An 18,134-nucleotide genomic window follows, 5' to 3' on the forward strand; every position below is an offset into this window, starting at 1 on the left:
ATCAAATTGTGTCGTTGATCGACAAAACGCCACCCAGAATCGCAATAATAATGAAGGCAACCAAGGCCCCCAAAACAATAATAATCAAGGGCTCCATGGCTGCCAAAACACGCCCCATGGTACGCCGACCTTCATCCTCGTAACGATCTGCCAAACCCAGCAGAGTAATATCAAGCTGCCCTGTTTCCTCAGCAACCCGAATAAGCTGCGGGGTGCTGGACTTCCCGAAGTAAGGAGAGACAAACCCTGTGGAAAGTCGTTTGCCTGTTTTTACAATACCCACCAGAGGTTCAATATCCTTGCGCAATGCGGTATTGGTCAGTGTGTCCACAGCAATGCGCAACGCATCCACCATGGGTACACCGCGCTGCAGCAAGATGCCGAAGGTGCGGAAATAAATAGCAAACTGCAGATTCCGCAACACCTTGCCGAACAGGGGGAGGTCCAACAGCACACTGTCAACGCGCAACCGCCCCGCAGGCGTCGCGCCCCAGCGGGAGCCTAGGAACAAGACCACCGTCAAGCCTAACAGGATTGCCATCCAGTGCGAGCGGATCAGATCACTGAGATCGACCACCAACCGCGTGGAGTAAGGCAGTTTGTCGCCCATGGAATCAAAAATTTCCCGAAACTGGGGAACCACAAATGCCAGGAGCATCACGACGGACAGCACCGCAACAATCAGCAAGATGACGGGGTACGTCATGGAGGAAATGACGTAGTTGCGAAGCTTGTCCTCTGCCTCCAGTTGCACCGTGAGTTCTTTCAAAACCACATGCAGCGAACCAGAAGTTTCCCCCGCCCGAATCAGAACCAGATATTGGCGCCCAAGATCCCGTTCAAACGGCAGCAGCGACTGGTACAGAGACTTACCGCCACGCACCCCTTCCTCGACCTTGGCAATGAACGCTTTCAGCCGCTCCGTGTTGGCCGTCTCCTTGAGCATGACCAGCGCCTTGTCCAGCGGCATGTTGGCCTGCTTGAGGTGGGCCATCTCGCGGCTGAACAAAAGGATCTCGCCACGTTTGAGCTTGCCCCCCCGGCTTTGCGGCTCATCTTGGGCAACTGCTGCCGACTCGTCTGCAATACGAACCGGCGTCACGCCCTGCCCAATGAGTCGCAGTCGCGCGGTCTCCACGTTCAGCGCGCGGATCGTCCCCTGGCAGGCCTTGCCATCGGACGTGATTCCATCGTATTGAAATTCAATCATTTTGACGCGCAACGCGCAGGACTTCTTCCGCAGTCGTCAGACCTTTGAAGACCTTGGTGGCGCCATCCTGCAACAAGTTCCCCCCGGCATAGGCGCCATCTCCGCCCCCCAACGAAGAGCCTCTTTCGAGCACCACCTTTTTTACGTCTTCTGACATTACCAGCAACTCATGAACGGCCAACCGCCCTCGGTAGCCGGTCCCCCGGCATGCAGAACAACCGACGGACCGATAGATGACCTGGCCCTCCTCCATGGCCATGCCCAGGGAGGCTGCGGCAGCCTGCGCCTGGTCCGGCAGCAACGGCGCTTTGCATTCCTCACACAGCTTGCGCACCAGGCGCTGCGCCAGCACGCCAATGACGGACGCCGTGATCAAATAGGGCTCGACCCCCATGTTGATCAGCCGCACGATGGCCCCCAGCGCGCTATTGGTGTGCAGGGTGGACATGACCAAGTGGCCCGTCAATGCCGCCTGGACCGCAATTTCTGCGGTTTCGCCATCGCGCATTTCCCCGATCATGATCACATCAGGATCCTGGCGGAGAAAGGATCGCAACACCTTCGCAAAGGTCAGCCCGATCTGGGGCTGGACCTGCACCTGGTTGAGCCATTGCAGCCGGTACTCCACCGGATCTTCCACCGTCAGAATCTTGAGGTTCTCGCCCTCCAGTTCCTGCATGGAGGCATACAGCGTGGTGGACTTCCCGGAGCCTGTGGGACCTGTCACCAGAAAGATCCCATGTGGCACGCTGAGCAGCTGACGCATGGTTTTCAAAGTGGGTGGCGTGAAGTGCAGGCTCTCCAACGAGAGCAGGTCGAAGTTCTTTTCCAGCAAGCGCATGACGACCGATTCGCCAAACATGGTGGGAATGGTGGACACGCGAGAGTCCATTTCCTTGCCATGCACGCGCAGCTTGGTGCGCCCGTCCTGCGGCATCCGGCGTTCCGCAATGTCCAGCTGCGAAAGGATCTTGATGCGGGACACCACAGCGGGGGCATCCTTGTTATCAATCTCGTCAATGGGGTACAGCTCGCCGTCCACCCGTATCCGGACCACCGATTTTTCTTCGTAGGTTTCGATGTGAATGTCGGAGGCCTGGGCAGCCACGGCCTGGGAGAGGATATGGCTCACGCGCTGGATGATGGGGGCCTCCGAGGCCATGTCCCTCAGGTGCTCGATGAATTCCGAAGCCTCAAACTGGTCCGCAACGGCTTCTCCTTCCGGCTCCGACTCCTGGACGTACCAGGCATTGAGCTGACTGGATATTTCAGACTCCAGGCCAAAAACGACCCTGGGCACATCCCCAAAGACCAGGCGCAATGCATCGCGCAATGCCGCGCTCTTCGGATCTACCGACGCGAAATCCGGCGTGGACTCAGCGTCCTCTGCATTTCCCAAAGGAAGCAGGTTGTTGGCCAGCAAAAAGCTGGTGTTCAGCCGCGAAGTTTCCGGCTTTTCCTTCGGGAAAGCGTCCTGGCGCACCAAAGGCAATCCGGCCTGCCGGGACAGTGCGGAGTAGACATCCACCTCAGACACCAGCCCCAGACTGATCAGCAGGCGCCCCAGACGACCGCCCATGGAACGCTGGACCTCTAGCGCCCTCTCCAGGTCATTGCGCGACAATTTCTGGTCCGCAAGGAGCATCTCACCGAGCCTGGGCGCAGCGATATCGACGCTTTCCACTTCACCAATTTCAGCCGAGAGCTTCATTACCAACGCCTTTGAACATTCTTCCAACCACCCAATACCCGGGCCCGACTTGTCTCACTCGGACGGAGTGAATCACTTGAACCACAGCAAACAGCGGCTTAATCGATCCAATTCGGGGCCCACATAATATTCGCGATACCCAAAAATTCTCGCCCTCAGAGGCCCATCCCTCCACGCAAGGTATTCTGACACGTAGCCTTCATCCAGCCCCAAGGCGCGCAATCGCAGCTGCAGCGCCTGCGCCTGCAGATAGGTAGCCCCACCCAGCACCCGGACACGCCGGACGATCCCCTGGCCATTCGTCAACAGCCGGAGCAAACGCGTCTTCAGGCTACGATCCTTGGCGCCTACCTGGTTGGCGCCATGCTGGCGATACAGGATCAGCGGGGTTGGCACAAAACGCCTATGGCCGCTTCCACTCACCAGGCCACACCACCAGTCGTGCATGATGGTGTCCTGCGGGAGGGGCAAGGCCATTCGCAACAGGGTGCGGTTCACCATCATCGTGCACCCCGTCACCTGGTTCACGCTGAGCAGCGAAAGTGGCGAGCACTGCAGAGGGTCCATACGTTGGTATGTGGCGAAGGACTCCGAAATCACGCCCAAGTGCTCATCCACCACCGTCAGGTCGGAGTGCACCAGACAAGGCAATTCCGCACCACCCTCTTGCTCCATTCGCACCATTTCTTGGAGACACAGCTCGATTTTCGGAGGGAGCCAGACATCGTCCTGGTCCGAGAAGGCAACCCAAGCCGCCACACCATCATGCAGGCTGGCCACCATGAGATTCTCAAAGTTTCGGACCAGCCCTTGCCCATGGTGGGGATTGGGTACAAGTACCAAACGCTCTCCAAAGCGCACCCGGTAGCTCTCCAGGACTGCAAGCGTGTCATCCGAAGACCCGTCATCGCTGACGAGGAGGCGGAAATTCTGGTGGGTCTGGGCCAACAGCGAATCGAGCTGGGCACGGAGATACTTCGCCCCGTTGTACGTAGCCAGCAGCACATCCACCAGCGGTGACTGCGACGGGGCAGCCCCGCCCGCCCCTCCGCGTGAGGCCAATCGAAGAGTCGGCTCAGTCACACGGTCCCCGTGCTGGTTGTTGCAGCGCGGTGGGGCCGGCATTCTGAATACATCAGCGCCTCGTAGGCATCTGCGATGCCCTCCCAGGTGTAGTGCTCCGCCACGATATCGCGGGCGCGCTGGCTTCGCTGCGGCAGCATGGCGTCCGACTGGCCAACCACTAGGTCCAGGCTGCGAGCGAGTTGCTCGGGGGTTGCAAAGTAGTCGGCCGCATCGCGTGCCACTTCGCGGTTGAACGGGTTGTCATGCGCAATGACCCAGTTTCCGCAGGCCAGTGCCTCGAGCAGCGAAGGGTTCGTCCCCCCCACCGAGTGCCCGTGCAGGTAACAGGCCGCATGTACACGCAAGCTTGCAAGCTGCCCGGTGTCGTAGATGCCCCCCACGAAACGCACGCGGTCGCTGGCATGTTGCCTCAGCAGTTGCTGGTAGGCCGTGGCACCTGACACATCCCCTACGATGACCAACGGCCAGTCACCGCCGTGCATCTCATAGCCTTGAACGATTTCAAGGATATGGTTTTCCGGCTCCGGGCGCGCCACGACCAGCATGTAGCGGCGGGGCTTCAGCCCCCAGGCAGAAAGCACGGAAGGGTCCACGTCCCGGTCCTGCACCAGTTCGGCGCCGTAGGCTATGAAGCTCGACGGAGCCCCCTTGGGATAAGTCTCGCGGAACCGCTGTGCAATGGCCTCGGCATCGGCGATGAGGCGCGTGGCCACCCGGCTGGCCACCCACTCCATACAGCGCAGGTAGATGCGTGCAACCCTCCCCCATTTGCTGCGGGCCCACTCCAGTCCGTCCACGTTGATCCAGACCGGAACCCCAAAAACCCGGGGCCACCAGCAGGCCCAGGCAGCGCCATACCCCAGCATGTAGACCAGGTCGTACCCCCGCCGGGCGTCCCACAGGCAGGCACAGTCGTAGGCCAGGACCGATGCAGCTCCCCACCGGGGCCGACGTTTGTGGCGCACGCGAACACCTTGGTAGAAGGTGTCTTCGACGGACGACTCGCTGGTCTCTGCATACACAGTGACCTCGTGGCCACGCTCCACCAGGCGTATCGAGAGTTGTTCGGCAAAGGTTTCGAACCCCCCATAGCTCGCGGGGATGCCCCTGGCTCCCAACAGAGCGATCCGCAGCTTGGCAGGGCGGTCCAGAGATCCGCCCGTTGCACGCCCCTGCGCCGTCGTCAAAGGTCTGCCTCAGCGAACCAGCGCCCCGCCTGATCCTTCGCCGAAAGCTGAATGGCGGCCTCCACCGCTGGCCAGGCGATGGCAAGCTGTGGATCGTCCCAGCGAATGCAGCGCTCATGCTCCGGGCTGTAGTAGTCGGTGGTCTTGTAAAGGAAGTCAGCCGATTCGGACAACACCAGAAAACCGTGAGCAAGCCCCGGCGGCACCCAAAGCTGCCGGTGGTTGTCTTCGGTCAACAGGGCCCCCACCCACTGGCCAAAGGTGGGTGACCCCTTGCGAATATCCACCGCCACATCAAACACAGCGCCACGCACCACGCGCACGAGCTTGCCCTGCGCCCTGGGGGGCAACTGGTAGTGCAGGCCCCGCAACACACCCTGGCTGCTGCGGCTGTGGTTGTCCTGCACAAAATCGCACTGGACACCCGTGGCCTCCCGGAAGGCCTGCTGGTTGAAGCTCTCGTAGAAAAAACCACGGCTATCGCCGAACACCTTGGGCTCAAGGAGGACAACGTCTGGGATGGATTGCCGGATGGAGTGCATGGGGGATCAATAGACTTTGTCGTTCAGCAAACGCTGGAGGTACTGGCCGTAGCCGTTCTTGGCAAGAGGTTGTGCCAGGCGCTGCAACTGGGCACTGTCGATCCAGCCGGCGCGCCAGGCAATTTCCTCGGGGCAGGCAATCTTGAGGCCCTGGCGATGCTCCAGCGTCGCAATGAACTGGCTGGCCTCCAGCAGGCTTTCATGGGTGCCAGTATCCAGCCAGGCATAGCCGCGGCCCATGATCTCGACATTGAGCTGCCCCTGCTCCAGGTACAGCCGGTTCAGGTCGGTGATTTCCAGTTCGCCGCGTGGCGATGGCTTCAAGCTCCGGGCCATCTGCGCAACCTGGTTGTCGTAGAAGTAGAGGCCTGTGACGGCATAGCTGCTCTTGGGCTGAGCAGGTTTTTCCTCCAACGACAACACTTTGCCCTGGGCATCGAACTCGGCCACACCGTAGCGCTCCGGGTCGTGCACATGGTAGGCAAACACGCTGGCACCCGCAGAGCGCTGTTGGGCGTTGCCCAGCAGTTCATGGAAATCGTGCCCGTAGAAGATGTTGTCTCCCAGCACCAGGGCGCTCGGAGCCCCATCCAGAAAAGACTCCCCGATCACAAACGCCTGCGCCAGGCCGTCCGGGCTGGGCTGCACCGCGTATTGCAGGTTCAAGCCCCATTGGCTTCCATCCCCCAGCAGCTGGGCAAAACGCGGCGTGTCCTGCGGGGTACTGATAACCAGGATGTCCCGGATGCCCGCCAGCATCAGCGTGCTGAGCGGGTAATAGATCATGGGCTTGTCGTAAACGGGCAGCAGTTGTTTGCTGATGGCCAGCGTGGCCGGGTGCAGCCGTGTGCCGGAGCCTCCTGCGAGGATGATGCCTTTGCGTTGCGTCATTGGGGTCCGTTCAGAGAATTTCCGTGAGCATGCGCGCCACGCCCTGTTGCCAATGGGGCATCTGCAAACCGAAGGTGGACTGCAGCTTGTGGGTACCCAGGCGCGAGTTATGGGGGCGCACGGCCGGTGTGGGAAATGCGCTTGTGGGCACAGGCGCGACCTCTTTTGCTACTATTTTTGTAGCTATCTGCGCTTTCTGGGCTTGCGCCAGCACGTATTTTGCATACTGATTCCAGTTGGTCTCACCCGCAGCCACGCAGTGGTACAGGCCTGCATCCTGCGGGCGCTGCTGCAGGTGGCGCAGCGCGTGGGCGGTCACATCGGCCAGCAGGTCGGCACCGGTGGGCGCACCCCATTGGTCATCAATCACCGTCAGCCGCTCACGCTCTTGCGCCAGCCGCAGCATGGTCTTGGCGAAGTTGCCGCCGCGTGCTGCGTAGACCCAGCTGGTGCGCAGGATCAGGTGTTTGGCGCCCGCCTCTGCAATGAGCTGCTCGCCTTCGAGTTTGGTGCGGCCGTAAACGCTCAGCGGGGCGGGTGTATCGGTCTCCACCCAGGGGCGGCTGCCGCTGCCATCGAAAACATAGTCCGTGCTGTAGTGCACGAGCCAAGCACCCAGCTTCGCGGCCTCCTGTGCAAGGGCTCCGGGCGTTGTGGCATTGAGGGTGCGGGCAAACTCGGCTTCGCTCTCAGCTTTGTCCACGGCCGTGTGGGCGGCGGCATTGACGATGACATCGGGGCGCAGGGCGCGCACCGTATCAGCCACGCCGGCGGGGTTGGAAAAGTCACCGCAGTGCTCGGTGCTATCGAAGTCCAACGCCGTGACGGAGCCCAGCACCGACAGGCTGCGCTGCAGCTCCCAGCCGACCTGGCCACCCTTGCCAAACAGCAGGATGTTCATGCAGTGGCGCCCGTCACAGCCGCAGCGGAGGCCTCCTGCGCATACTGGGTCTGCACCCAGTCGCGGTAGGCGCCGGTCTGCACGCTGGCCACCCAGTCCGCATGGTCCAGGTACCACTGCACGGTCTTGCGGATGCCGGTGTCGAAGGTCTCGGCGGGCTTCCAGCCCAGCTCGCGCTCGATCTTGCGGGCGTCGATGGCGTAGCGGCGGTCGTGGCCCGGACGGTCTTTCACATAGGTGATCTGGGTGCGGTAGCTTTGGCCATCAGCACGGGGGCGCAGCTCGTCGAGCAGGCTGCAGACCATGTTCACGATCTCGATGTTGGGCTTCTCGTTCCAGCCACCCACGTTGTAGGTCTCACCGGGCGCGCCGGCCTCCAGCACGCGGCGGATGGCGCTGCAGTGGTCCTTGACGTAGAGCCAGTCGCGCACCTGCATGCCATCGCCATACACGGGCAGGTTCTTGCCGGCCAGTGCGTTGACGATCATCAGCGGGATCAGCTTTTCGGGGAAGTGGTAGGGCCCGTAGTTGTTGCTGCAGTTGGTGGTGAGCACCGGCAAGCCGTAGGTGTGGTGCCAAGCGCGCACCAGGTGGTCGCTGGCGGCCTTGCTAGCGCTGTAAGGGCTGTTGGGCTCAAAGCCACGCGTCTCGGCGAAGGCCGGGTCGGTGGGGGCCAGCGATCCGTAGACCTCGTCGGTGGACACATGCAGGAAGCGGAAGGCGGCACGTTCGCCCTCGGGCAGCGCGCTCCAGTAAGCACGCACGGCCTCCAGCAGGCGGAACGAGCCCACGATGTTGGTCTGGATGAAATCCTCGGGACCATGGATGGAGCGATCCACATGCGATTCAGCCGCGAAGTTGACCACGGCGCGGGGCTTGTGCTCGGCCAGCAGGCGGGCCACCAGGGCGGTGTCGCCGATGTCGCCCTGCACAAAGATGTGGCGCGCGTCACCCTGCACGCTGTCCAGGTTGTGCAGGTTGCCCGCGTAGGTGAGCTTGTCGAGGTTGACCACGGGCTCGCTGGAGGCAGCAAGCCAGTCAAGAACGAAGTTGGCGCCGATGAAACCCGCGCCGCCAGTAACCAGAATCATAGGGAGGGCCGTGTGAAATGCCTGCTCGGCAGAACCCACGATTATCCCACCCCGCCCGGCCCCCGGGTAACAGAGTTCAACGCGGGTATTTCTGCCCGGGCCGGCGGGTCATCAGAAGTGGATGCCTCGCATCATCTGCTGCAGCGCCACGGCCTCGGCCGACAGCTGCGGCTTGGCGTCCTTGCTGCCCTTGGCGGCGGTGGAGTCTGGGAACATGCGAAAGCTCGTGTTCATGGTGATCTGCGCCACGCGTGGCACCAGCGCGTGCAGCAGCTGGCCGGTGATGCCCAGCCGCGTGGCGATGCGCACCGGCTTGAAGATGCAGGCCTGGGCGATCATGTCCGCCGCCTCCTCGGGGCTCAGCGTGGGCACGTTGTTGTAGATCTTGGTGGGCGCAATCATGGGCGTGCGCACCAGGGGCATGTTGATGGTGGTGAAGGTGATGCCCTGGTCGGCAAACTCGCTGGAGGCACAGCGCGTCCACGCGTCCAGTGCCGCCTTGCTGGCCACATAGGCCGAAAAGCGGGGCGCATTGGTCAGCACGCCGATGGAGCTGATGTTGACCACATGGCCCTTGCGCTTAGCCACCATGCCGGGCAGAAAGCCCATGGTCACGCGCAGGCAGCCGAAATAGTTGAGCTGCATGGTGCGCTCGTAGTCGTGGAAGCGGTCGTAGCTCGACTCGATGGCGCGGCGGATGGAGCGGCCCGCGTTGTTGATGAGGAAGTCCACACCGCCGTGGTTGTCGATGAGCAACTGCACAAAACGATCGCAGTCGGTCATGTCGGCAATGTCTGTCGAATAGGCGATGAACTGGTAACCCTTGGCCTTGGCTTCGGCACAGGCCTCGTCGAGCTTGTCCTGGTCACGCCCGCAGATGATGGTGGTGGCGCCTGCCTCGGCAAACTTGTGCGCTGCCGCCAGCCCAATGCCGGACGATCCACCGGTGATCAGCACCACCTTGCCCGCCACCGTGCCCTTGAGCGTGCGATCGATGAACAGCTCGGGGTCCAAATTGCGCTCCCAGTAGTCCCACAGCCGCCAGGCGTAGTCCTTGAGATTGGGGCATGTGACGCCGGAGCCCTTGAGCGCGGCCAACGTTTCGCGGCAATCAAAGCGCGTGGGGTAGTTCACGAAGGTGAGCATGTCCTCGGGCAGGCCCAGGTCCTTCATCACCGCGTTGCGCACCCGGCGCACGGGCGCCAGCGCCATCAGGCTTTTCTTCACGCTCTTGGGAATGAAGCCCAGCAGCGCAGCGTTGACGAACAGGTTCATGCGCGGTGCATGGGCGGCGCGGCTGAAGATGTCGAGCACATCGCCCACGCGGTAGCCCACCGGGTCCACCAGGTGGTAGCACTTCTTGCCGATGTCCTTCTGGTGGCTGATGACGTTGAGCGCGTTCACCACAAAGTCCACGGGCACGATGTTCACGCGCCCGCCCTCCAGGCCCACCGTGGGCATCCAGGGCGGCAGCAGCTGGCGCAGGCGCTGGATGAGCTTGAAGAAGTAGTAGGGGCCGTCGATCTTGTCCATCTCGCCGGTCTGGCTGTCACCCACCACCATGGCCGGGCGGTACACCGTCCAGGGCACCTTGCAGTCTTGGCGCACGATCTTTTCGCTCTCGTGTTTGGTCTGGAAGTACGGGTGGTCCAGGCCCTCGGCTTCCTCGAACATGTCTTCGCGGAACACGCCTTCGTACAGACCTGCGGCCGCGATGGAGGAGACATGGTGGAAGTGCCCGGCATCAATCGCCTTGGCCAGGTCCACCGTGTTGCGCGTTCCCTCGATGTTCACGGCCACCTGGGTTTCCTCGTCCGCACCCAGGTCGTAGACGGCAGCGAGGTGGTAGAAGTGGTCGATCTGGCCCTTGAGCTTCTTGACGTCTTCCGCCGCCACGCCCAGCTTCTTGGCGGTAAGGTCGCCAAACACGGGAATCGCACGCGTGGGCCCTACGCCCCAGAAGCTACGCAGGTCGGCCACCTTGTCCGCACTTTCCTTGCGGATCAGGAAATGCACCACCGCCCCCTTTCGCTCCAGCAGCTTCTTGACCAGCCGCTTGCCAATGAACCCCGTTGCCCCCGTCACGAAATACTGCATGGATAACTCCTCTGAGATAGCTTCATTCTTGCCCAAGGCCTGCGCGCACCGATTCAGCAGAAACCCGCGCCGATGCTAGGCGGCCAGCGAACGCCCCCGCTAGATGGCACGCTCTACATTTTTAGGAGCGCGCGCCTACACCTGTCGCGCCGTGCGGCGTACAGTGCGGCCATGCGTCGAAGGCAACCCGCCCCGGCAAACCCAACCAACCGCACAACGGAGGCCCCATGGTCAAGAAACTGCAGAAACTCAGCGCCGACAAAAAGAAGAGCAACGCCCAACTGTCCAGCACCGTCAAGGACTCCGCCCAGCAGATCTGGCTGGCAGGCCTGGGTGCCTTCTCCAAGGCACAGGAAGAAGGCGGCAAGGTGTTTGAAGCCCTGGTCAAGGAAGGCCTGACCATCCAGCGCAAGACCCAGGCCGTGGCCGAAGAAAAGATCACCGAAGCCACCAGCCGCGTGACCACCATGGCCAGCGACATCGGCTCCAAGGCCCAGGGCCAGTGGGACAAGCTCGAAAACATCTTTGAAGACCGCGTGGCCAAGGCCCTCGCCAAGCTGGGCGTGCCCTCGGCCCGCGACCTGGAAGCCCTGAGCGCCCGTGTGGACGCCCTGGCCAAGGGCAGCAAGGCTGCACCCGCCAAAGCTGCTGCCAAGGCAGCCGCCAAACCCGCAGCCAAGGCTCCCGCCAAGAAGGCAGCGGCAAAGAAGGCGGCTCCTGCAAAGGCAGCCGCCAAGCCCGCTACCAAGGCCCCCGCCAAGAAGGCTGCGGCCAAAAAGACCGCGACACGTGCCGCTGCCGACGCAGCCACCAGCACGCCATCGGCCAGCTGATCACGGCTTGCCACCGGCAAGCACCCAGCCCGCTCCAAGCGGTCCACGCGCCAAGGCGTTTGGACCGCTTTTCTTTTTTTGGTGAAACCCATGAAGTGCGCTACAAGCAGCCTAGGTACTGCATACGCACCCTACGTTCATGTCGCACTGCAGCATGACCGCGTGGGTTAGAGTAGCCATCAGAGACAACGCAACAACGACGCCAAACGACGCGAAGGGGCCCGCACACATGGTGAAGAAAGCGCCACGCCGCACCGCAGAACGCATTCTGGAAGTGACGCTGGACCTGTTCAACCGGTTCGGTGAGCCCAACGTCTCCACCACCCTGATCTCGGCCGAGCTGCGCATCAGTCCCGGCAACCTGTACTACCACTACCCGGCCAAGGACGAGCTGATCAACGCGCTGTTTGATCGCTACGAAACCTCGTTGACCGAACTGCTGGCCGCCGCCGATGGTGTGCGCAATGTGGAGGACGCCTGGTTCTTCATGCACTCGCTGTTCGAGCTGATCTGGCAGTACCGTTTCCTGTACCGCGATCTCAACGACCTGCTGTCCAAGAACCGGCGCCTGGAAACCCACTTCCAGGCCATCCTCAAAAACAAGACCCGCGCCGTGCGCGCCATGCTCGACGGTATGGGCCGCGCTGATGCACTGCACATCGACTCGCGCGAACTGGAGGCCACCGCCACCAGCATGGTCGTGGTGCTCACTTACTGGCTGAGCTTCGAATACGTGCGCGACCCACGCCGTGCACTGGAGCCCGAAAGCGCCCAGGCCGCGCTGCTGCGCGGAGCCCACCATGTGCTGAACCTGCTCATGCCCTACCTCGAAAGCGGCCAGCGCGCCCACCTGCTGCAGCTGGTCGGCGCCTACGCACCAGCGCTAGGCTGATACACGGCCCACCCGCCACAGACACCCACCAACAAGAACTTCCGGAGACACACGCCATGGCCAAATGGACCCCCTTCCCCCACGCTGGCGACTACCAATTTGACGCTGCGAGCGTCAAGAAGCATTGGGCACGACTGCATGGCGGTGATGCCGAACCCTGCCCCAAGGACGCTGCCGCGCTGGAAGCCTGGGCGCTGTTCCACAACGGTGATTTTGAGAAAGCTGCGGCAGCAGGCATGGCAGCCGGTGGCGCGGGTATCACTGCCGCCAACAAGGCCACCTCCATCTATGCCAACTACCTGGAGCCGAAGGAGAAGGCGCGCCTGGACCTGTTCATGCAGGTGGCCGAACGGGCGGAGGCCCAGGCCGCCAAGGAGCCCGACAACGCCAACGCCTGGTACTGGCATGCCTACGCACTGGGCCGCTACAGCCAGGGCATCAGCGTGGCCAAGGCGCTGGCGCAGGGCTTGGGTGGCAAGGTGAAGGACTCGCTGGAGAAGGCCATTGCCCTGTCGCCCAAACACGCCGATGCGCGCATTGCGCTGGGCGCCTTCCATGCCGAGGTGATCGACAAGGTGGGCTCGCTGATTGGCGGCATGACCTATGGCGCCAAGAAGGACACGGGCCTCAAGCTGTTTCAGGAAGCCCTCAAGCTGAACCCGGGATCGGCCATCGCGATGATCGAGTACGCCAATGCGCTCGTCATGCTGGAGGGCGACAAGAAAATGCAGGAAGCCACCGCGCTCTACGAAAAGGCCGCCGCCGCTGAACCCATGGATGCCATGGAGCGGCTGGATGTGGAGATGGCGCGGGCTGAACTGGAAGAAGAGTAAGAGACATCCCCCTGAGCGGCTTTGCCGCTTCCCCCTTCTCTCGACTGACTACGCCATTCGGGAAGGGGGACGACACCCTCGCTGCGGGGCGGCCCTTGCTCGGTGTCTCTGGCTTGCGCAGCGCCAGTTTTGCACAGAGGTTTGCCGTAGATTGCCGTGTCGCGCTGCTATAGATGCGGCGCTCAAAAGCCCTCAGCCCCCAAACCGCTGCGCGGCAATCTCCAGCAGGCCGTCAAAAATCAGGTTGTCCACCAGCTCGAAGGGCCGTGTCATGCTGGGCGCCATCTTCCAGCCTGCGCCGCCGGTCATGATGCAGGCGGGCTCCTGGCCACAGTGCTGCAGCAGGTGCTGGTACATGCGCTCCACGGCCCCCGCGATGGCGTAGGTGCCGCCGCTGGTCAGCGCATCGCTGGTGTTGGTGGGGAACGGGCGCACTTCGCCCGTGGGCACGTGCAGGCCGGCGGTGCCGGACTCGAGCGCGCGCAGCATGATGCCGTGGCCGGGCAGGATCAGGCCGCCCATGAAGCGGCCCTCGGTGTCGATGCACTCCACCGTCACGGCCGTGCCCACCATCACCACCACCAGCGGCCGCGCCGGGCCACGTGCCAACACATGGTGGCGCGCGCCGATCATGGCCACCCAGCGGTCCGAGCCCAAGCGCGAGGGATGGTCGTAGCCGTTGGTGAGCCCCGCCTCCTGCGCCGACGACACCACCCAGGAGGGGGTGACGTCCCAGATTTCCATCTGCTCTTGCACGCGGCGTTTGACGGCATCGCCCGCCACCACGCAGCCCAGCATGCGCTCCGGGTGGGGCAGCGACTCCCAGCTACCTTCAGCCAGGCGGTCGATGTGGTCCAGAAACTCGGCGCCATGCGCAATGAGCGCAGCCCCGGGGCGGGGAGCGTCGTACAACGCCCATTTGAGACGGGTGTTACCGACGTCGATGGCCAGAAAAGTCATGCGGCGGATTATCCCGAGTTTTGCGATGCACCTCTGCCCGAGGGCGACAGCCTCCGGCTGCACCACCCCTGCCCTCCCACAAATTGTGAAAAATCGTGTCGCGCCCGTGTCCGACACGACGCAGCCGCCCATTGCCGCTACAGTGGTCCTTCCTGTTTCTGCAACATTAGGAGGTACGACATGGGTCTTTTCAGTTTCATCAAGGAAGCCGGCGAAAAGCTGTTCGGCGGCAAAGAAGCACAGGCCGCCACGGCAGCAGCCCCCACGCAAGATGAACTCAACGCCAAGGCATCCAAGGCCATCGAGACCTACATCGCGTCCCAGAACCTGGGCGCCAGCAATGTGCAGGTCGCCTTTGAAGGACCCGAAGGCAAAGTCACCGTGAAGGGCACAGCCCCCACGCAGGCGGCCAAGGAAAAAGTCACCCTGTGCTGCGGCAACGTGGCCAGCGTGACCAGCGTCGAGAACCTGATGGATGTGACCAACCCCGAGCCCGAAGCCCAGTACCACGACGTGGTGCGCGGCGACACGCTCAGCGCCATCGCCAAGAAGTTCTATGGCGACGCCAACAAGTACCCCGTGATCTTCGAGGCCAACAAGCCGATGCTGAGCCACCCCGACAAGATCTACCCCGGCCAGAAACTCCGAATCCCGCAGGCTAAGTAACCCCCTGAGTCGCCTGCGGCGCCTTCCCCCAAGGGGGACGCACCCGGTGGCCCGGCAAAGCCGGTTCCACGGGTGCACTGGCCTGAGTCGGGGGTGTACCGACGCCCGAGACAAACGGAACGCCGGGGCAAGTCAAGCTTTAGAGCCAGCTGCCAGCGCTTATCTATAAAGCGCTGGCAGCTATTTTTTTGGGAGCATCAACCCTGCTTCCACGGCAGACCGTGAAAACGCCAGCCGCCCTTTTTGCCGCGCTGACCCTGCGCATCGGCGTCGCCCTCAAAACCTTCCAGGATGTTGTAGGCCGTGATGCCCAGCTCAGTAGCGCGGCGCGCGGCGGCGATGGAGCGCACGCCGCTGCGGCACAGCAGCACAGCCCGGGCGCCCTCAGGCACGGCCGTGCGCATCTGCGCATCAAAATCCGCGTTCATGACCATGCCCGGCCACTGCTTCCACGCCACGGCGATGGCGCCGGGCACCTGCCCCACCCATTCACGTTCGGCGTCGCTGCGCACATCCACCAGCACGGCCTGGCCGGCCTGTACCCACTGCCAGGCCTGCTGGGGCGTCACGTCACCGGCATAGCCGTCGGCGGGAGAAACGGAGGAGAGCGTATTTGTCATGGTTTGGATACTTTCTGGGCACTAGGCAAAACGTTTGAACTGGGCGCGACCAGTGCGAGGGACGCCGAGCATGGGCCGCCCCGCAGCGAGGGCGTCGTCCCCCTAGGGGGAAGGCGCCGCAGGCGACTCAGGGGGATTCACCACAAAGGCGCGGGTTCATCCCGCAAGCGGCTGCGCAGCTGCGCATAGTCGGGCACCACGGTGGCCACGGTGTCCCAGAAGCGCGGACTGTGGTCCATCACGCGCAGGTGGGCCAGTTCGTGCGCCACCACGTAGTCGATGATGGCTGGGCGATAGTGCAGCAGGCGCCAGTTCAGGCGGATGGAGCCGTCTGCCTTGGCACTGCCCCAGCGGGTGTTGGCGCTCGACAGGCGCAGGCTGGCCCAGCGCACACCCAGCAGCGGGGCGAAATGGTCGAGCCGGGCCGTAAAGTGGCGGCGCGCGTCACGCATGAGCCAGGCCTGCACGGCGTCGCGGATCTGCGCGGGGCTGGCGCTGTGGGGCAGGCCGATGTGCAGGCTGGGTGGCACCACATCGGTGCCCGCCACCAGCGCACCGCCTTTGCCCGCAAAACCGTGGCTCGGGTCCAGCACCACGGTCAAAGGCTCGCCCAGATAGGGCAACACGGCGCCATCGGCCCAGACAATACGACCGCCTTCCATGCGCTGGTGGCGCTCGCGCGCCTCAGACAGCTTGCGCAGGATCCATTCGGACTTCTCGCGCAGCGCAGAATCCACGCCCGACAGGGTGACCCAGCTGGGCGCACGTACCGACAGTCCATCGGCCCCCACGGTAAAGCCGATGGTGCGGCGCCGCGCGCGCTGCAACGCATAGGCCACGACGGCATCGCCCAGCAGCACTTCGCGGCTGGCCTGCGGGTGGCGGAATTCGGCCGGAGACAGCAGAGATGGCAGCGGTACAGCAGGTGCAGCAGGTGCAGCAGGCCGATTCACTACTGTTTTAGGAGCTACTGGCGCTTTCCCATCCAGCGCTGGGGGCAGTTTTGACTTGGAATCTGCAGCCTTCACCCCCGGCGCCGCAGCCGGTCCTGCCGGTGCGACCGGCGGGTCGAAAAAGTCGAGCGCCAACTGCACAAGCCGCTGCATCACGCTGTGGCCTACTTCTCGCCCGCCTTGCCGTGCGGGGGGATGACCACGGCTGGGTACGCATCAGGGTCCAGGCGGCGCATCTCGGCCTCGATCCAGGCCTCCACTTCGCGCATCAGCTCGTCGGGCTTGCGGCCTACGCTGGAAATGGGCTTGCCGATGGACACATCCACCACGCCCGGGCGCTTGATGAACGCCTTGCGCGGCCAGACCTTGGCGGACGTCACGGCAATTGGCACCACTGGCGCGCCGGTGTCGATGGCCAAGCGGGTGCCGCCGGTCTTGTAGTTGCCCTTTTGCCCACGCTCAATGCGCGTGCCTTCGGGGAACATGATGATCCAGATGCCCTGGGCCAACAGGTCCTTGCCCTGCTGCACCACCTTGTGGAAGGCCTGGGTGCGCTGGTCGCGGTCGATGTGGATCATGTCGAGGCGGCCGATGGCCCAGCCGAAGAACGGCACACGCAACAGCTCCTTCTTGAATACATAGGCCAGGGGGCGCGGCATGATCGCGGGCATCAGAAAGGTCTCGTATGTGGACTGGTGCTTGACCAGCAGCACCGCCCCCGCGTTCTCGCCCTGCGGCAGGTTCTCCATGCCGATCACGTTGGCGCGGATGCCCAGGATCACGCGGGCACCGCTGATGCACAGTGACAGCCACGCGCGGGCGATGCGGTACAGCGGCTTGCCGCGCACGCCCAGCAGCGTGCCCAGCATGATGGTCAGCGCATAGGGCACCACAGTGATGCCCATCCAGAGAAGGTGAATGACGGAACGGATAAAGGCCATTTTGATGGTCATTTTGGCCGCCAGCGCTTATCTATCAAGCGCTAACAGCTATTAAAGTAATAGCATCAGACAGCGGCACCACCAGGCGCTGGCAGGGGTGTCGCCGCCAGGGGTGCCGCAGCGGGCTGCACAGCAGGCAAAAGCTGGTCCACAAAATCACCCAGGCTGGCATGCACGCGCGTGCCCGGCGGAACCCCCGCTGGCAAGGGGCCACCCGGGTGTACCTGCGCCGACTGCCCCGTGCACACCAGGTGCAGCTGTGCGCCCAGTGCGGCGCCTGCCTGCAGGTGCGCGGTGCAGCTGCCCACCACCTGCACATCCTCACGCTCCACCCCATAGCGGTCACTGATCTGCTCCAGCAGGCCGGGGGCGGGCTTGCGGCACGCACACTCCTCATCGGCCGCGTGGGGGCAGTAGAAAACGGCATCAATGCGCCCGCCCACCGCCGCCACCTGACGGTGCATCTTGGCGTGAATGGCGTTGAGCGCCACCACATCAAACAAGCCCCGGCCCAGGCCCGGCTGGTTGGTGGCCACCACCACATGCCAGCCCGCATGGTTGAGGCGCGCAATGGCTTCGAGCGCGCCCGGCACAGCGGTCCACTCGTCGGCAGCGGTGACGTAGTCGTCCGCCAGCGGATTGAGGGTGCCGTCGCGGTCGAGGATGGCGAGTTTCATAGGAGGGGTTTACCTTGTGAGAACCGCCAGCCTAGCAGCTTGT

The 18,134-nt window shown here is 63.2% G+C and carries 18 protein-coding genes; 4 read left to right on the forward strand and 14 right to left on the reverse strand.

All coding sequences use genetic code 11. The annotated features are described in order from the left end of the window. Position 1: 1 nt before the first annotated feature. The 9 genes from ACQ4MJ_RS17685 to ACQ4MJ_RS17725 form a co-directional block, all read right to left on the reverse strand. Positions 2-1,210 carry a type II secretion system F family protein gene (locus tag ACQ4MJ_RS17685; protein ID WP_121422233.1) on the reverse strand — a complete coding sequence of 403 codons (1,209 nt, stop codon included), beginning with the start codon at positions 1,208-1,210 and terminating at the stop codon, positions 2-4. Further along, positions 1,203-2,921 carry a GspE/PulE family protein gene (locus ACQ4MJ_RS17690; protein WP_431151804.1) on the reverse strand — a complete coding sequence of 573 codons (1,719 nt, stop codon included), beginning with the start codon at positions 2,919-2,921 and terminating at the stop codon, positions 1,203-1,205. The genes ACQ4MJ_RS17685 and ACQ4MJ_RS17690 overlap by 8 nt, the downstream gene beginning before the upstream one ends. A gap of 72 nt (positions 2,922-2,993) precedes the next feature. Then, positions 2,994-3,932, reverse strand: a complete 939-nt coding sequence (locus tag ACQ4MJ_RS17695) for a glycosyltransferase family 2 protein (RefSeq protein WP_431151803.1) — start codon at positions 3,930-3,932, stop codon at positions 2,994-2,996. A 68-nt stretch (positions 3,933-4,000) separates the two neighbouring features. After that, positions 4,001-5,194: a DUF1972 domain-containing protein gene (locus ACQ4MJ_RS17700; RefSeq protein WP_431151802.1), complete on the reverse strand. Its 1,194-nt coding sequence runs from the start codon at positions 5,192-5,194 to the stop codon at positions 4,001-4,003. Beyond that, a complete protein-coding gene (gene rfbC, locus ACQ4MJ_RS17705) occupies positions 5,191-5,736 on the reverse strand; it encodes a dTDP-4-dehydrorhamnose 3,5-epimerase (protein ID WP_431151801.1) in 546 nt (181 codons plus the stop codon). Before rfbC ends, ACQ4MJ_RS17700 begins: the two co-directional genes overlap by 4 nt. Positions 5,737-5,742: 6 nt before the next feature. Then, positions 5,743-6,627, reverse strand: a complete 885-nt coding sequence (gene rfbA, locus ACQ4MJ_RS17710) for a glucose-1-phosphate thymidylyltransferase RfbA (protein WP_055396830.1) — start codon at positions 6,625-6,627, stop codon at positions 5,743-5,745. Between the two features lie 10 nt (positions 6,628-6,637). After that, positions 6,638-7,528 carry a dTDP-4-dehydrorhamnose reductase gene (gene rfbD, locus ACQ4MJ_RS17715; RefSeq protein WP_431151800.1) on the reverse strand — a complete coding sequence of 297 codons (891 nt, stop codon included), beginning with the start codon at positions 7,526-7,528 and terminating at the stop codon, positions 6,638-6,640. Beyond that, positions 7,525-8,619, reverse strand: a complete 1,095-nt coding sequence (gene rfbB, locus ACQ4MJ_RS17720; protein WP_121422228.1) for a dTDP-glucose 4,6-dehydratase — start codon at positions 8,617-8,619, stop codon at positions 7,525-7,527. The genes rfbD and rfbB overlap by 4 nt, the downstream gene beginning before the upstream one ends. 111 nt (positions 8,620-8,730) lie before the next feature. After that, positions 8,731-10,716 carry an SDR family oxidoreductase gene (locus ACQ4MJ_RS17725; protein ID WP_431151799.1) on the reverse strand — a complete coding sequence of 662 codons (1,986 nt, stop codon included), beginning with the start codon at positions 10,714-10,716 and terminating at the stop codon, positions 8,731-8,733. Between the two features lie 227 nt (positions 10,717-10,943). On the opposite strand from ACQ4MJ_RS17725, the gene ACQ4MJ_RS17730 reads away from it, so the two are divergent. From ACQ4MJ_RS17730 to ACQ4MJ_RS17740, 3 genes are all read left to right on the forward strand, one after another. After that, positions 10,944-11,549, forward strand: coding sequence for a phasin family protein (locus ACQ4MJ_RS17730; protein ID WP_121507617.1), 606 nt, complete (start codon positions 10,944-10,946; stop codon positions 11,547-11,549). Positions 11,550-11,778: 229 nt separating this feature from the next. Further along, positions 11,779-12,441, forward strand: a complete 663-nt coding sequence (locus tag ACQ4MJ_RS17735; RefSeq protein ID WP_431151797.1) for a TetR/AcrR family transcriptional regulator — start codon at positions 11,779-11,781, stop codon at positions 12,439-12,441. Positions 12,442-12,497: 56 nt separating this feature from the next. Further along, the gene (locus tag ACQ4MJ_RS17740; protein WP_055396843.1) at positions 12,498-13,274 is read left to right on the forward strand and encodes a tetratricopeptide repeat protein; all 777 of its coding nucleotides are present in this window, start codon (positions 12,498-12,500) and stop codon (positions 13,272-13,274) included. A 192-nt stretch (positions 13,275-13,466) separates the two neighbouring features. On the opposite strand, the gene ACQ4MJ_RS17745 is transcribed toward ACQ4MJ_RS17740, so the two are convergent. Further along, complete coding sequence (locus ACQ4MJ_RS17745; RefSeq protein ID WP_055396845.1) at positions 13,467-14,234, reverse strand: type III pantothenate kinase; 768 nt, start codon at positions 14,232-14,234, stop codon at positions 13,467-13,469. 180 nt (positions 14,235-14,414) lie between these two features. Here ACQ4MJ_RS17745 and lysM point away from each other — a divergent pair, with 180 nt between their 5' ends. Next, positions 14,415-14,900, forward strand: coding sequence for a peptidoglycan-binding protein LysM (lysM, locus tag ACQ4MJ_RS17750; protein ID WP_055396847.1), 486 nt, complete (start codon positions 14,415-14,417; stop codon positions 14,898-14,900). A gap of 197 nt (positions 14,901-15,097) precedes the next feature. Here lysM and ACQ4MJ_RS17755 read toward each other — a convergent pair whose 3' ends face one another. The 4 genes from ACQ4MJ_RS17755 to gmhB form a co-directional block, all read right to left on the reverse strand. Beyond that, complete coding sequence (locus ACQ4MJ_RS17755; RefSeq protein WP_121422224.1) at positions 15,098-15,520, reverse strand: rhodanese-like domain-containing protein; 423 nt, start codon at positions 15,518-15,520, stop codon at positions 15,098-15,100. Between the two features lie 137 nt (positions 15,521-15,657). After that, complete coding sequence (locus tag ACQ4MJ_RS17760; RefSeq protein WP_431151796.1) at positions 15,658-16,626, reverse strand: M48 family metallopeptidase; 969 nt, start codon at positions 16,624-16,626, stop codon at positions 15,658-15,660. Positions 16,627-16,637: 11 nt separating this feature from the next. Continuing rightward, complete coding sequence (locus ACQ4MJ_RS17765; RefSeq protein WP_121508834.1) at positions 16,638-17,414, reverse strand: lysophospholipid acyltransferase family protein; 777 nt, start codon at positions 17,412-17,414, stop codon at positions 16,638-16,640. A gap of 65 nt (positions 17,415-17,479) precedes the next feature. Further along, on the reverse strand, positions 17,480-18,091 hold the full coding sequence (gene gmhB / locus ACQ4MJ_RS17770; RefSeq protein WP_431151795.1) for a D-glycero-beta-D-manno-heptose 1,7-bisphosphate 7-phosphatase: 612 nt from the start codon (positions 18,089-18,091) through the stop codon (positions 17,480-17,482). Positions 18,092-18,134 lie beyond the last annotated feature (43 nt).

Origin of the sequence: Acidovorax facilis (assembly GCF_050626955.1) — a bacterium.
Taxonomy (GTDB): domain Bacteria; phylum Pseudomonadota; class Gammaproteobacteria; order Burkholderiales; family Burkholderiaceae_C; genus Acidovorax; species Acidovorax facilis.